Below are 13,421 nucleotides of genomic sequence, written 5' to 3' on the forward strand. Positions count from 1 at the left end.
TGGTTAAAAAAAATGCACTAATGTTTCAATAGCATTATCTTTTTTGATGACATTCCCATATTCTTCAATTATATATATACTCTTTAAACTCGCTTCTCCAAATTCACTTAGAATAGCAATAATTTGTTCTTCTTTAAATGAAGAAATATCGACAAAGCATAAATAATACCTTTCATTTAAATTATATAAAGAACCACCCTTAAAATTGTTTTGCTCTAACTGTTTTACCGCATCTATTACATATTCTATATCTGTAAACTCATATAATATATCCACTGTTTCTTCTACCGTTACTTGCATCTCTAAAAAGCCCTCTGATAATAATTCTTCCGTATCCAATTCAGTTTCAGTTATTGTTAAGATCATTACCATTCCTTGGGCTTTCATGGAAAATATCTCAACAGCTACCGATCCGTGTATCTCCATATCAAATATGTCATTTGCTTCTTCTAACATTTCATGAAAAAAATACTGCCACTTTATCGAGTCTTTCCATATATCTTCCTTGGTCAATCCACGTTCATACAAATCATCTGTGGTCAGATGGATTTTAATTCTGTTACTATTCAATCTCTCCAAACGCATGACTACGCCTCCTGCCTGCTCCTTGAAAAAACTCTTAATTTAGTTTATGAATGAAAGCAGGAATCGGTGAGTAATATTACAAAGTGGAGGATGATATATATAAGAGCCAACCGATTCAAAAAAGAAATATTGGTCAAATCGTAATAATGCTTTAAATTTAATTGTCCATTTGTTTATGTTGAATCTTGATAATATGAGTTTCTGGATGTGCGCCGAGCCTTAATGGAATACTTGTCGTGCCATATCCATTACTGACAAATATAGTAGTATTTCCAACCACTTTCGTTCCTCCTAATTCGTATGGACCAAATCCCAAAATTCGAATTTGGCCACCATGGGTATGACCACTTAACACTAAGGAAATCTGTTCCTTCTCTTCCATCTTTTCCACTATTTTCGGATTGTGACTGACTAATATTTTAAAATCACTATTCCCCACTTGCTCTAACGCTTTTTCTAAATCATCATATTCTAATGAATAATCTTCAATACCGAGCAAGGACCAGCTTTCCCCATCTGCAGATTGAAAAGTTATTGCTTTATTATTCAATAAAATAATATCTTCATCTAGTAATAAAGTCTCCAAAACATCTCGGTCTATCTCGTAGTCATTATTTCCCCAGACAAAATAAACAGGACCGATTTTTTTTAACTTCCGCAAATTTTCGCGTGTCTTCTCTAACTTAACTCCCTTCTCTAAAAGATCTCCGCCTATAATGACTATCTCAGCTACATCCACCGCCTCATTAATAACGGAATCATCAATTGATCTTCTATGGATATCTGAAATAAAGAAAAGGGTGATTTCACGGAAGGAAGCAGGGAAATTTGGAAAATAAAACATCTCATATTTAACATGATTTTCATTTGCAATTTTTCTCATATGTAAAATTAAAGCAATCCCTGCCAAAACAAGTAAAACAAATCCAACTAGTACATATATCATAAAGTCCCCCTAACTTCCCCATCTTACAAAGGATGATGTTTATATTTTAATACACCTCTTACACTTAATACCATTTTTAAGAAAATTTTTCTCTATTCACTCCCCATCTATATAGCTCCTAATGATAAGTAATTTACTCAAGAATTTCTGCTTCTCTTTTTCCTTCCCTTCAGCTATTCATACTTAAACCAAAACGAATTTGCTACTTTATTAAAAGCAAGCATGTAACTAAATCTTTCAACATAAGATGTAAAGTAAATTAAAAAAAGGAGGGAAATCTATGTCTTCATTTTACAGAGAATATCAGCCTTATATCAGTCCATTTGATCCTTGCCCACCCATAAAAACAAAAGTTTTTTCCACACCGCCTAATTTATTTTTAGGTTTTCAGCCACCAAATCTGCCCCAATTTAGTCCAATGGAAGCATTAAAAGCAGGAACATTATGGAAAGCATTCTATGACCCATATTTCAGTCCATATGAAAAAACGAAAAGGGAGTGAAAAGACAATGAAGCAGTTGCCACCAGAATATTATCAATTATTAGAGCAGCTTCAAGCTGTAGACTTTGTATTAGTTGAACTTACTTTATATTTAGATACTCATCATTATGATCAAGATGCCATAAATCAATTTAACCATTATGTAAAAGAAAGAGAAAAATTCAAAAAAATATATGAAAATAATTTTGGGCCCTTATTACAATTTGGAAATAGCCCATCTGGTTCCCCATGGGATTGGGATGCTGCTCCTTGGCCTTGGCAAGTATAAGAAGATATGTTTCTAAATAATTTTGGGATAAAGGAGAATGAAAAGATATGTGGATATACGAGAAAAAATTACAGTATCCCGTTAAAGTAAGTACTTGTAATCCTATGCTTGCTAGATTTTTAATTGAGCAATATGGAGGAGCAGACGGAGAACTAGCAGCAGCATTAAGATACTTAAATCAGCGGTATTCCATACCTGATCGGGTTATTGGGTTATTAACAGATATAGGAACAGAAGAATTTGCTCATTTAGAAATGATCGCGACTATGATCTATAAACTGACAAAAGATGCCACTCCAGATCAGCTAAAAGCTGCTGGACTTGGTGACCATTATGTCAATCACGACCACGCCTTATTCTACCATGATGCTGCTGGAAATCCTTGGACGGCAACATACATACAAGCTAAAGGAGATCCAATCGCAGATCTGTATGAAGATATAGCAGCGGAAGAAAAGGCAAGAGCTACTTATCAATGGATTATTAATATGAGTGATGACCCAGATTTAAATGATAGCCTTCGTTTTCTAAGAGAAAGAGAAATCGTCCACTCGCAACGATTTAGAGAAGCAGTAGAAATTATCAAAGAAAATCGTGCCCAACGAAAGATATTTTAGTATTCGCTTTATATAAATACAGTGCAGAGTTCCAAGTTTTCCATCCAAAGAGAAATCGCAACCTTAATATAGAAATGCTAACCATATTACGTATGATTGTTTCAGCTTTTCCGATAATCACTCGCAGACTGAATACCCTTCTCTCTGCATGGGCTGAGAACCTATTCTCCTCATCTCTGCGTTTCTGCGGGTGACTTTCTTGCAAGCTCCCATACGAGTCTACGTGTATTTTAGTCTGCTTTGTTTTTACCCTAACTACTTATAGATATAAAGCAGATATTTAAATAAGTAACAGGATATGTAATCTTCCACCTAACTAATTGTCACTTTGCTTGATGGAATAAATTGATATCATATGAATCTTTGATTGTATTATATATTTCATGCCGAACGTTCCAAGTCTCACTATTTCCGAATAAATCTTTGCTTTTGTCAATAAATTCACAGCGTAAGTCATGGTATTCCTTTTCCGCTTTATCTCTTTTTTGTCTCAACACATTCATATACCCAAATGCACCAATCAATAGAAATAAGAGATATAAATTTTCACTCTCTTTTACATATACGGAAAACATGACTGCAAATGAATGTGAATATGGTATAGCTATGTGTTTATATAACCAAATAAAATAACAGAATGAGGCAAAGATAGTAAACCACATAATAAGCAAATGTCGATTTTTTAATTTATCATATTTTTTCTTTTTCTCAATGATTTTTATGAGAACCTTTTTCGTCGTACCATCCAAATCATACCTTTCAGGGAAGATTGATCGTTCCAAAGTCACTTCCTCCTTTATATAGCACATTAAGTCTGATTTACCAATAGCGTTGTAATGTATAAACAACAATTTCAACATCTTTACTTAACTATATGTGGAGGAAGGACAAGTTAGAATAAGTTATTATGGTTCAATGATAATTTTCAGCGTTTGCCCTAATTGCACCTGATCTGTTGTCATATTATTGGCTGCTTTAATTTTCCCCATACCATCTCCATTTGGATAATATTTTAAAGCTATTCGATATAAATTTTCACCCTTTGCTACTGTATGGTACACAATTTTTTCATTAGGATTTGTTTGACTAGAATTCTCTTCTTTTTCTTTTTGCTTCTGCTTCTGCTCCTTATCTATCTTTTTCTCTGAACGTTGCTTTTGTTCTTTTTGTTCTTTTTGTTCTTTTTGTTTCTCTGCTTCCTTTTCTTTTTCTTCAGCCTTTTCTTCAGCTTTTTCTTTCAAATTATCTTCAGGAATTTCTTCTTCTTTTTTCACTGTTGAATTACTTACAATTACGAGTTCATCTTGATTATTGTCACTATCGTCAGGTGTTGTTTTATTATTAGGTGAGTACCCTTTTTGAATATTTACATTTTCAAATACTCCTGAAGTATTCTCGGTTGATAAAAGATTGGAAATATCTTTCCCATTTAATACTAATAATACAGCTACTGGTAATAAAATAAATAAAAATGCTAACAAGCTAATAATTGGTATCTTTAATTTTTTCTTCTTATTCTTGTGAACAGTACTTCTTGATGGGAGGGAAGAGTCTTGTCTTTCCTCTGTTACTGGTACTTCTTCTTCACTTGTCACTTTCTTTAATCTTTGTTTTTGTAATTGTGCCTGAACTCTATATGGATCCTCTTTCTTCATAAACATCCCATCCTTACAATTCCCCAAAATCCCCTAACAAAGGAGCGGTTATTCCATGACATTCCCCTTGATGTACTCAACTCGTTTGAAATAACTTGAACCGAATAATACAACCGAGTAAGAAATCAATAAGAAAATGCATAATCACTGTCACCCAGAGATTTTCTGTTACTTCAAATAAGACACCGATAACGAAACTTACCAAAATGACATTCATAAATAAAAAAGGATTAAATAAATAGCGGTAATGCATCATAGCAAAAAGGAGACAGCTTAGCAGCAGCCCTAAATTCGTTTGGATTACTCCTCTAAATAGTATTTCTTCGCAAAATGCTACCATTAATGCGATGAATGCAATATGAAAAGGATTCCTATTTTCAAAGACTCGCTTATTCACACCACCATCATCGTGGTAATGTTTAGAAAATCGTATCATCAAGAAAATATCTATTCCTGTTATTGCTAATCCTGCTATCAAACCAATGATAAAATCTGTCTGTTCATACTTAAATACTGTTGTTAATGGAGGGTTCGATTGAAAAACAAAAATATACAGTATGAAAGTGATGATAAGGAGAAGAAACTGTGTTATATATACATTTTTTATTAAGTCTCGGTCTGACAATTGATTAATTATGGCCGTATATTTTGCTTTATTCATTTATATATCCTACTTTACTATATTTAAAATAAATGCCAGCTGATTTTTCCAATCCACTAGTACCTCGTCATCCTCCATGCTTTTTTTATGAAAGAAATTAGATAAATCTATTCCGCATCTATCACAGCAATTTTCATTTTCTTTGCTTTCGTACTTTTCTCCGAAATACTCTAATATATACCTTCTCCGGCAAGATATAGAATGTAGCCATTCCATTAGATCTTGCACTTTTCGTCTTTTTTCATTTACCCGATTTTCTCTAAAATTGTTATATAAATCTAGAGAATGCAATAGCTCGGAGACCGTTTTATTATTCGGTTCAATATAAGACTCCAACACGCGCCATTGGGTCTCGGTAAAGAGCATTTCTAATTGATAGCCTTCTTTTTTCTGCCATGCTTCAAATGAAGGGAAATTTTTTAAGCGTGCTTTCCATTTATTAATTTGTAATTCGTCCGCCAATTCCGATTCAATCAACTGATAAGCAATCCACTCATCTCCTGGAGTATACAAGATGATGGATACACTCGGTTTGCCATCTCTACCAGCTCTGCCTATTTCCTGAAGATAGGATTCTAATTGTGTGGGCAGGTGATAGTGAATAATAAAGCGAATATCCTCTTTATTTATTCCCATTCCAAAGGCACTTGTTGCACATATAACATCTAATTGTCCTGCTAGGAATTGCTGTTGAACAAGAATACGATCTTCTTGCGTCATGCCGCCATGGTATGCCATTATTCGTTTGGAAGATTTTTCTTTCAAAAACGCTACTGTTTGTTCAGCTAGCTTTTTGCTAGAGAAATACACAATGCCTTGTCCATCAAGCCTTTGAATATATTCTAAAAGCTTATCCATTTTTCCTTGAACGTGTGAGACTTCCTCTAGATTTATAGCAATATTTGCTCGATCGACAGAATAAATGATTTCTTCAACCATTTCTAAATGTAAAGACTTTATGATATCCTCACGAACCGCTTCTGTTGCGGTTGCTGTTAGAGCTAATGTTAAGGGATTATTTATTTTTTGTCGAATCTCCCCTAATTTTTGATAATCCGGTCGAAAATCGTATCCCCACTGGGAAATACAATGTGCTTCATCTATAACGAATAGACTAATTTTCATTTTTTGCAGCTGATCTATGATATGTGGCAATGAAATCATTTCTGGGGATATAAAGATATACTTATATTGCTGAATTTGCCGTAATACTTTATTCTTTTCTGCTGGGTTCAAAAAGGAATTTAAAGCAACGACTCTTTTTTCCCCTTTCATTTTCATTTGCTCCACTTGATCCTGCATTAGTGACAAGAGAGGAGAAATAATAATTACTGTTCCCTCCATAAGCCTGCCAGCTAATTGATAACATAGAGACTTTCCTGTCCCCGTTGGCAGCATCGCTAATGTGTGCCTCTTGTTAAGAATGGATTCTATCGTTTCTTTTTGCCCACCTCGAAAGGCACTTAACTGATAGTAGTTTTTTAAGATTGCTTCTAAATTCATGAAAAATCACCGTATCCTGCCATCACTGCACGTATCTCAAAGTAAGAAACATCTGCTAACTGCTGCTTTATCACCTTTAAAGATTTAGAAGGCGATTTTTCCATACATGCTTTGATTTTTGATATATTCTCGCTGCTCACTAAATTATCTATAGGAAAGTTAGGCACATTCAATAGTATTTCAATAATATGATCTTCAATTGTGCTTTGTTTTAAATTTCTCACACGAACAATTTGCTCGATACTTAACCCCTTTTGGATTAAATTAAATGTTTTAGCCGTTGACTCTGTCAGGGTAAATGGTTTCTTACTTTCTTTAATCATTTGACTTAACAGTGGAAACTCCCCCTTATTAGATAGAATTTTCTCTATCATGTAATGAAGAATAGCAAGGAAAGATAGCTGATAATAGTATGGATCTAGTTCCAATTCTATTGCTGCTTGCTCTGAAGTTAGACCTATTCTATCACTTCCGGTAAGTCGGATAATAAGAATGAGCGGATCTAATTCACTCTCTTCCAGACAGTCAACTATTTCCTGATAGAGATAGCGATTCATTTCACTTCTATCTATAGACGACATAGTATGTAAGGTATTCTTCAACCATAGTTGTGCTGCAGGGTTTCTTTGTATCGGCATATAATGATTACTTTTTTTCGATAAGTGAGAAGTAACTTGTACAAATAATGAAAGTCTTTGCCAATATGGCCCAGTTAATGAATGATATCTCCAGCCTTTTAAATCTTTTGGAAATGGATTATCCTTCAATAATACTTCTAATTCTAGCTTTCTATCGTTTTTAACTAAATAATGATTTTCTCCTGTTTTTTCTAGCCATTCTTCCTTATATAAGGTATAAATTATTTGATCCAGTTGCTCTCTTGTTAATAAAGGGAATGCCTGAAATAAAGAGGTCAGCTGAAAGATATGAATATCTTGGATGGTTTGTGATGACTTTTTTCCATTTAATATATGAAGAATAGAGTAAATAGTTCTTTCTCCATTCATTTTATATAGACAGTTTAAAATGATCATTTTAATAAAGGACATATTTTCCTCTTCCTTCAGTTTGACAAATTTTGTTGAAATTTGTTTGTAACATTTCTTATATTTTACCATGAATTTTATTTTTTAGTGTACTTTGATCACATATCCTTCACATATTTTTCAATAAAAAGGGCTTTAAATATAATGGAAAGCGTTTGAGTTATTGACTATTTTAAGGAAGGTAGTCCTTACTTTCTACTTTTTATCTTTCTTTTATATTGAAAAGTTAAAGATTCAGTCTTACAATAAGATAATAGTAAGGAGTATGCTAGTCATGTATATACTCCGTATGAATAACACTGGAGGTTTTTTTACTCATGGCAAAATATACAATTGTTGATAAAGACACATGTATTGCATGTGGAGCTTGCGGAGCAGCGGCACCTGATATTTATGACTACGATGACGAAGGGATTGCTTTCGTTATGTTAGATGATAATCAAGGAACAGTGGAAGTACCTGAAGTATTATTAGATGATATGTTAGATGCTTTTGAAGGTTGTCCGACAGATTCGATTAAAGTGAGCGACGAATCCTTTGATGGAGATCCTCTTAAATTCGAATAGCGCTCTTTATCATACACAGAACAGAAAGGGATAATGATTCCTTTCTGTTCTTTTTATTTAAACTGTTTCAGACTGTAGACAAACTCCTTGAAATTTGAGGTTTTGCCTATGGTCTTTTTTGTGACCTTTTTTAATAAGGTGTTGATTTCCGCTACAGGGGTTCGCTTTCCATGGGGCGAGCGCCGAGCCGCTTCGTCGCATACTGAACTGCACCCCAATTATTGGACACCACAAGAATTGGGGCTTTTGTATGGATAAAAGAAAACGGTGGACTATAGAAGAAAAAATATCAGCTATTGTACTATATGAAAGTGGCAAATTTTCCTTTCTTGAAGTTGCTAATCGTATCGGGATCGATAAAAAATCAGTCATAAAGTGGTGGAAGTTATATCAAATGCATGGAGTAGAGGCACTAATGCCCCGAAATAGTTGCACGGTGTATGAACCCTCCTTTAAACTGGAGGTACTAAAATATCGTGTAGAGACAGGGGCATCTTATCTGAATACTGCCACTTACTTTAACTTACCTTCCCCGTATACTATCCAACGGTGGGAGGAGAAGTATAATCGTCTAGGGGAAGTAGCCTTTGTTTCCAGGAAAGAGGAGAAATCTACCATGGAGAAAAAAGGACAAGCAGAGAAAGATGAAATCAAAGAAATAAAGGGAGAATTAGAACGATTACGTATGGAAAATGCGTATTTAAAAAAGTTGAATGCCTTAGTTCAAGACAAGGAAAAGTCACCAAACAAGACAAAATAAAGGTCGTGTATGAACTAAGGCATGAATATCCGGTGAATAAGTTATGCAAAATAGCGAATATTCGTCGCAGTACGTATTACTATGGAGTTAAGTTAATGAATCAGCCAGATCCCGATGAAAATTGGAAAAAGGAGATTACCTCTATCTTTGTTGAAAATAAAGGCCGTTATGGATATCGTCGTGTTTGGAGTGAATTAAAGAACAGGGGATATAAAATCAATCACAAAAAAGTGCAAAGAATCATGAAAATACTAGGCTTAAAATGTATGATTCGATTGAAAAAATATAAGTCTTATAAAGGAGTAGTAGGAAAAACTGCTCCCCATCTATTGAAAAGAGACTTTACTGCAAGAAAACCGAATGAAAAATGGGTAACAGATATCACCGAATTCAAGCTATTTGGCGAAAAGGTCTATTTATCTCCTGTTTTAGATTTATTTAACCAAGAGATTATTACGTATACCACAGGATCTAGACCGACCTATTCGCTAGTATCGGAAATGTTACAAAAGGCTATGAAGCGCTTGCCCAAGAAATATACAAATCTCCTGTTACATTCGGATCAAGGATGGCATTATCAGATGAAGTCTTATCGTGAATCCTTAAAGGAACGGAAAATCACACAAAGTATGTCGCGAAAAGGAAACTGTTACGACAATGCGGTAATGGAGAATTTTTTTGGCATTCTAAAATCAGAGTTTTTCTATTCCATGGAATTTAAAAATAAAGAGCATTTTTTAAAAGAACTAGAAAAATATATTTATTACTACAACCATAAACGAATTAAAACAAAACTAAATGGTCTGAGTCCAACAGAATATCGAACTCAGACCATAGGTTAAAATAATGTGTTTAATTTTTGGGGGTCACTGCATACGCTCCTGCAGGGTCTCGGACTTTCTCGCATCTCCCCTAGGAGTCTCCCCCCTTCCGCTCCAATCAACCTGGTTTCATCAAGTTAGTCTAGAATTTTAACTGCTCTGGTTTAAAATATAGATATTATTTAGAGGTGAAATCATGCTTTCCAAAACATTCTTCTATTCAAAGAGGTCAAAGTAGAAATGATTGCTTTAGATCAACTTGTTCCACCAAATCACTTAGTTACCAAAAACTCATTCAAAGACATGCATGGGAAAAGTATGTGGAAGAAGCAGATCACCTTCGACATAAACAAGTTATCAAAAAAATTTATGCCAAGCGAAAAGAAACGATTGAACGTGTTTTCGCAGATGCAAAAGAAAATGGCCAACTGGACTTGGGTGAGCCCGGTAACAGCTTAAGAAGAGCATAAAGAATAGATCAAAATACAATAAAATAACAAAAAAAAGACCATAAATTACAAAAGGGGATCAGAATGAAAACATTCTGATCCCCTTTTGTCGACAAACTGAACAATTCAGATAGACACTGAACTGTTTTTTGATTAAACATTCCTAGAAGGGATTTGTTTATTAATCCATACACCCATTTTTGAGAATACTAATGCAAAAATGATAGAAATAATTACTCCTTTTAACAAATTGAATGGAATAATAGCTGAAAGAACCGTTTGTTTTAATAAAGTTGTATCAGTCGGTATTTTCATTAATGTATTATAGAATGGCAGCATAATAAAGTAATTAAACAAACTTAATAATCCCGTCATTATGATAATACTAAGGGCTAAGCCGATAGCCATTCCTTTTTTGGATTTAATCGCATTATACATAAAATAAGTCGGTAAGATGAAAGAAATTCCAGCGATAAAATTCGCGAAATGACCAACAGGAATTCCAGTATCACTTCCGGTTATTAAATAATCTAATATATTTTTAATCAACTCAACTAATATTCCAGCCCCTGGTCCTAAAATAAGTGCGGCAACTAATGCTGGAATATCGCTAAAATCAACTTTTAAATAACTTGGAAATGGTGGGATTGGAAATTTAAGCATCATTAGCACATAGGCTAAACTACTCATCATCCCAATTAAAACATACTTTCTTACATTCATTTTTTTCTTCATTTTTTTCTCTCCTTCTAATTAGGATCCATCTACCTAAGAAGAAAGATTCAGCAATTTTTTAGGAATGCGCCAAATAAAAACCCTCAAGCTCTAGAGACTTGAGGGAGTAATTAAAGGTACGCAAACTCAATAAACGTTCTTAACAGATAATTTGAACGATTGCAGAACCTCCATCTTCTCCCATCCAGACTTTACTGTCGGTTTTGGAATTTCACCAAATCAACCTACCGTAGTAGGGTCACGGACTTTGAGTACAAACTCATCACCGTCGGTCGGGAATTTCACCCTGCCCCGAAGATAGACCAATATTAATTTGTTTTATTACATAAGTTATTATACCCTAAGGAATAAATATTTGTGAAGAAGTTTGCTTATAATTTCAAATTTTGTTCATAAATTCACAAATATATGCCATTTAAACTCAAAAAGAGTTCACAAAATACTATTATATTTATTCCTTAAAAAAATAGTATCTTGTGAACTCTTTTCGCGGTTTTTCCTCCATAAAAGCGAAATTCTGTATCTTTCCATATATAGCTTCTATGTATAATCCTCGCTTGTTTCTCCTAAAAGATACTTACTACTTTTTAAATAAATACTTGCTTTTTTATAGGGTATTGTTGATAGTTCCGAGTTATCCTCTTCTATATTAATTTCCATTTCCTTAATACTTCTCCTTATGTATTCTTCTTCTAACTTCTTTTCTTCCTCGTGAACTAAGTTCGAATGTGGTGTGTGGGTAAGGTTTTCGGATGGCTCTGTTATGACAGCCTCACTCTCTTCCTCCACAGCTATTTTCACAGTCTGCCCTACCTCTACATCTCCTAAAACTAAAATTGGATTAATAGCATTTTCTTTTGCAACAGTCCACTCTTTATTATGTATTTCAAAATGTAAATGAACGCCAGAAGACTGTCCTGTATTGCCCATTTCACCAATTACTTCACCCTTTTTCACCAATTGCTTTTCCTTTACGAATCGTTTATTCAAATGAGCATAGACCGTTTCAAGATCATTTTTATGTTTAACAAAAACAACATTTCCATAAGATTGGGAATAATAAGATCTGGTTACAATTCCTTCATCAACTGCATAAACGTCCTCTCCCAAATCGCCTGCAATATCTATTCCTTTATGTGTACCATTTCTAGTATTAAAGGTATCCGTGATTATTCCTTCACTTGGCCATGTCCATGTTTTTGTTCGTTCCGCTAAGGAGAAAGACTGTGCTTGAGAATGCTTCCCTCCTAAAAACAATAAACTAATGAACAAAAGCATGATAGCAGCAATAAGTATTCTCCTAATATAGTCTCCCATTTGGTATCCTCCTATTCTGTCCGTGTTCAACAGCCTATTTATGACCGTTTTCAGTTGAATACTACCTATTCTCTTTTGGTTGTAAAGTATTGTATCAATGGTTTATAAAGAACTCTTCAAGAAGAGAAGGTTTCTTTAAAAAAATACTTAACGCGCTATCCTATTCACTTATCTGCATTCTATGTAAGTTTTAACCGCCTGCAAAGATAGAAAAATTACTTGCAGGCAAGTTTCTATCTGTCCCTATCCAATCTTCTCTTTCAACTTATGAGTACATGTTAATGGTTAGAACTATAGAATGCATAGAGAAAAATGCATATCTATTTTTTATGTATGTGCCAATAGCTGATTTTAATTGGAAAAGAGACACGATATATTGTCTACATTCTTTCTGATTTTATTCTAAGGTAATAAAAAACTTCCATAAAAAATGAATTTTACGATGAAGTCTAAGGAGGAGATTAACGTAAAAAAGAACAAAGCCATTAGCAGACCGCATATTGGATTTTCGATATTTTCTTTTTTATGTATAGATGACTATGGATATTCATACATAATTAATCAAAAAAAGATGCCTTCTTTCTGTAATTCTTATTGGAAACTAATTTGTAAATTTATGTTAAAACAAAATAGATGATAAGGAATTGTCCTTAACTATACTAACAATAAGGAAAAAATTGTCTTTTAGGGAGTTAGGCATAAAAATAGTCAATTAATACTAGTAGTAACAAAGCTATTTAAAGGAGAGTTCTGTGTGAAAAAGAATATACAAAGGAGAAGTGGAAGCTTAACAGTTGTGAGTGTGACCGCTGGAGGAGTAGCGGGATGGGTAGTTAATACTACTTTAAGTATTATTAGCGATACTGACATGACTCATTTATATGGAATATCCATTTTTCAGGAGTTATTGTCGGTCTATTGTGGGATATAGCTGATAAGTTAAATAAAGATTATGCATCTCTATTTATATATCAGTTATCTTAAATTTCA

Annotated in this window: 15 protein-coding genes, 1 pseudogene and 1 riboswitch; of the genes and pseudogenes, 7 read left to right on the forward strand and 9 right to left on the reverse strand. The window is 33.8% G+C overall.

The genetic code is table 11. The features are described 5' to 3' along the window. Positions 1-3: 3 nt before the first annotated feature. Both NSQ92_RS12760 and NSQ92_RS12765 read right to left on the reverse strand, forming a co-directional pair. Positions 4-585, reverse strand: coding sequence for an adaptor protein MecA (locus tag NSQ92_RS12760; protein WP_047940346.1), 582 nt, complete (start codon positions 583-585; stop codon positions 4-6). Between the two features lie 157 nt (positions 586-742). Then, entirely contained in the window at positions 743-1,531 is a 789-nt protein-coding gene (locus NSQ92_RS12765; protein WP_061796526.1) for a metallophosphoesterase, read from the reverse strand. A 280-nt stretch (positions 1,532-1,811) separates the two neighbouring features. Here NSQ92_RS12765 and NSQ92_RS12770 point away from each other — a divergent pair, with 280 nt between their 5' ends. From NSQ92_RS12770 to NSQ92_RS12780, 3 genes are read left to right on the forward strand one after another with little or no spacing between them, the layout of a single operon-like run. Then, positions 1,812-2,033 carry a spore coat associated protein CotJA gene (locus tag NSQ92_RS12770; RefSeq protein ID WP_047940344.1) on the forward strand — a complete coding sequence of 74 codons (222 nt, stop codon included), beginning with the start codon at positions 1,812-1,814 and terminating at the stop codon, positions 2,031-2,033. A 7-nt stretch (positions 2,034-2,040) separates the two neighbouring features. After that, the gene (locus tag NSQ92_RS12775; RefSeq protein WP_047940343.1) at positions 2,041-2,301 is read left to right on the forward strand and encodes a spore coat protein CotJB; all 261 of its coding nucleotides are present in this window, start codon (positions 2,041-2,043) and stop codon (positions 2,299-2,301) included. A 47-nt stretch (positions 2,302-2,348) separates the two neighbouring features. Then, complete coding sequence (locus tag NSQ92_RS12780) at positions 2,349-2,918, forward strand: manganese catalase family protein (RefSeq protein WP_341152829.1); 570 nt, start codon at positions 2,349-2,351, stop codon at positions 2,916-2,918. Positions 2,919-3,241: 323 nt separating this feature from the next. Here the strand turns inward: NSQ92_RS12780 and NSQ92_RS12785 are convergent, their stop codons facing one another. From NSQ92_RS12785 to NSQ92_RS12805, 5 genes are all read right to left on the reverse strand, one after another. Then, on the reverse strand, positions 3,242-3,700 hold the full coding sequence (locus tag NSQ92_RS12785; protein ID WP_047940341.1) for a DUF2663 family protein: 459 nt from the start codon (positions 3,698-3,700) through the stop codon (positions 3,242-3,244). Positions 3,701-3,823: 123 nt separating this feature from the next. After that, positions 3,824-4,573 carry a LysM peptidoglycan-binding domain-containing protein gene (locus tag NSQ92_RS12790; RefSeq protein WP_061798289.1) on the reverse strand — a complete coding sequence of 250 codons (750 nt, stop codon included), beginning with the start codon at positions 4,571-4,573 and terminating at the stop codon, positions 3,824-3,826. 76 nt (positions 4,574-4,649) lie between these two features. Further along, positions 4,650-5,234 carry a CPBP family intramembrane glutamic endopeptidase gene (locus NSQ92_RS12795; protein WP_047940340.1) on the reverse strand — a complete coding sequence of 195 codons (585 nt, stop codon included), beginning with the start codon at positions 5,232-5,234 and terminating at the stop codon, positions 4,650-4,652. Positions 5,235-5,243: 9 nt separating this feature from the next. Then, positions 5,244-6,737 (reverse strand): RecQ family ATP-dependent DNA helicase, encoded by a 1,494-nt coding sequence (locus NSQ92_RS12800; RefSeq protein WP_047940339.1) that lies wholly within the window; start codon positions 6,735-6,737, stop codon positions 5,244-5,246. Beyond that, positions 6,734-7,786: a helix-turn-helix domain-containing protein gene (locus NSQ92_RS12805; RefSeq protein WP_047940338.1), complete on the reverse strand. Its 1,053-nt coding sequence runs from the start codon at positions 7,784-7,786 to the stop codon at positions 6,734-6,736. The genes NSQ92_RS12800 and NSQ92_RS12805 overlap by 4 nt, the downstream gene beginning before the upstream one ends. 314 nt (positions 7,787-8,100) lie before the next feature. Between NSQ92_RS12805 and NSQ92_RS12810 the strand changes: the two genes are divergently transcribed. From NSQ92_RS12810 to NSQ92_RS12820, 3 genes and pseudogenes are all read left to right on the forward strand, one after another. Next, positions 8,101-8,349: a ferredoxin gene (locus tag NSQ92_RS12810; protein WP_047940337.1), complete on the forward strand. Its 249-nt coding sequence runs from the start codon at positions 8,101-8,103 to the stop codon at positions 8,347-8,349. Positions 8,350-8,599: 250 nt separating this feature from the next. Then, positions 8,600-9,951, forward strand: a protein-coding gene (locus NSQ92_RS12815; RefSeq protein ID WP_341132648.1) for an IS3 family transposase whose coding sequence is annotated in 2 segments (ribosomal slippage) — positions 8,600-9,050 and positions 9,050-9,951 — 1,353 coding nt in all. Because the reading frame shifts where the segments join, the coding sequence is not laid out codon by codon here. 227 nt (positions 9,952-10,178) lie between these two features. Beyond that, positions 10,179-10,349, forward strand: a pseudogene (locus NSQ92_RS12820) (transposase); the annotation flags it as partial. Positions 10,350-10,532: 183 nt separating this feature from the next. Here NSQ92_RS12820 and NSQ92_RS12825 read toward each other — a convergent pair. Further along, positions 10,533-11,114 (reverse strand): ECF transporter S component, encoded by a 582-nt coding sequence (locus NSQ92_RS12825; protein ID WP_047940335.1) that lies wholly within the window; start codon positions 11,112-11,114, stop codon positions 10,533-10,535. A 168-nt stretch (positions 11,115-11,282) separates the two neighbouring features. Beyond that, a riboswitch (FMN riboswitch) is annotated at positions 11,283-11,417 on the reverse strand. 237 nt (positions 11,418-11,654) lie between these two features. Continuing rightward, on the reverse strand, positions 11,655-12,431 hold the full coding sequence (locus NSQ92_RS12830) for a M23 family metallopeptidase (RefSeq protein WP_095320624.1): 777 nt from the start codon (positions 12,429-12,431) through the stop codon (positions 11,655-11,657). A gap of 754 nt (positions 12,432-13,185) precedes the next feature. On the opposite strand from NSQ92_RS12830, the gene NSQ92_RS12835 reads away from it, so the two are divergent. Then, positions 13,186-13,362 (forward strand): hypothetical protein, encoded by a 177-nt coding sequence (locus tag NSQ92_RS12835; RefSeq protein ID WP_341152830.1) that lies wholly within the window; start codon positions 13,186-13,188, stop codon positions 13,360-13,362. Positions 13,363-13,421 lie beyond the last annotated feature (59 nt).

This window comes from Niallia sp. FSL M8-0099 (assembly GCF_038006945.1).
Lineage (GTDB): Bacteria > Bacillota > Bacilli > Bacillales > Cytobacillaceae > Niallia > Niallia circulans.

Coding starts and splice junctions, on each gene's coding strand:
- NSQ92_RS12760 (WP_047940346.1), bottom strand. CDS start 585: ATGCGTTTGGAGAGATTGAATAGTAACAGAATTAAAATCCATCTGACC.
- NSQ92_RS12765 (WP_061796526.1), bottom strand. CDS start 1,531: ATGATATATGTACTAGTTGGATTTGTTTTACTTGTTTTGGCAGGGATT.
- NSQ92_RS12770 (WP_047940344.1), top strand. CDS start 1,812: ATGTCTTCATTTTACAGAGAATATCAGCCTTATATCAGTCCATTTGAT.
- NSQ92_RS12775 (WP_047940343.1), top strand. CDS start 2,041: ATGAAGCAGTTGCCACCAGAATATTATCAATTATTAGAGCAGCTTCAA.
- NSQ92_RS12780 (WP_341152829.1), top strand. CDS start 2,349: ATGTGGATATACGAGAAAAAATTACAGTATCCCGTTAAAGTAAGTACT.
- NSQ92_RS12790 (WP_061798289.1), bottom strand. CDS start 4,573: ATGAAGAAAGAGGATCCATATAGAGTTCAGGCACAATTACAAAAACAA.
- NSQ92_RS12795 (WP_047940340.1), bottom strand. CDS start 5,234: ATGAATAAAGCAAAATATACGGCCATAATTAATCAATTGTCAGACCGA.
- NSQ92_RS12800 (WP_047940339.1), bottom strand. CDS start 6,737: ATGAATTTAGAAGCAATCTTAAAAAACTACTATCAGTTAAGTGCCTTT.
- NSQ92_RS12805 (WP_047940338.1), bottom strand. CDS start 7,786: ATGTCCTTTATTAAAATGATCATTTTAAACTGTCTATATAAAATGAAT.
- NSQ92_RS12810 (WP_047940337.1), top strand. CDS start 8,101: ATGGCAAAATATACAATTGTTGATAAAGACACATGTATTGCATGTGGA.
- NSQ92_RS12825 (WP_047940335.1), bottom strand. CDS start 11,114: ATGAAGAAAAAAATGAATGTAAGAAAGTATGTTTTAATTGGGATGATG.
- NSQ92_RS12830 (WP_095320624.1), bottom strand. CDS start 12,431: ATGGGAGACTATATTAGGAGAATACTTATTGCTGCTATCATGCTTTTG.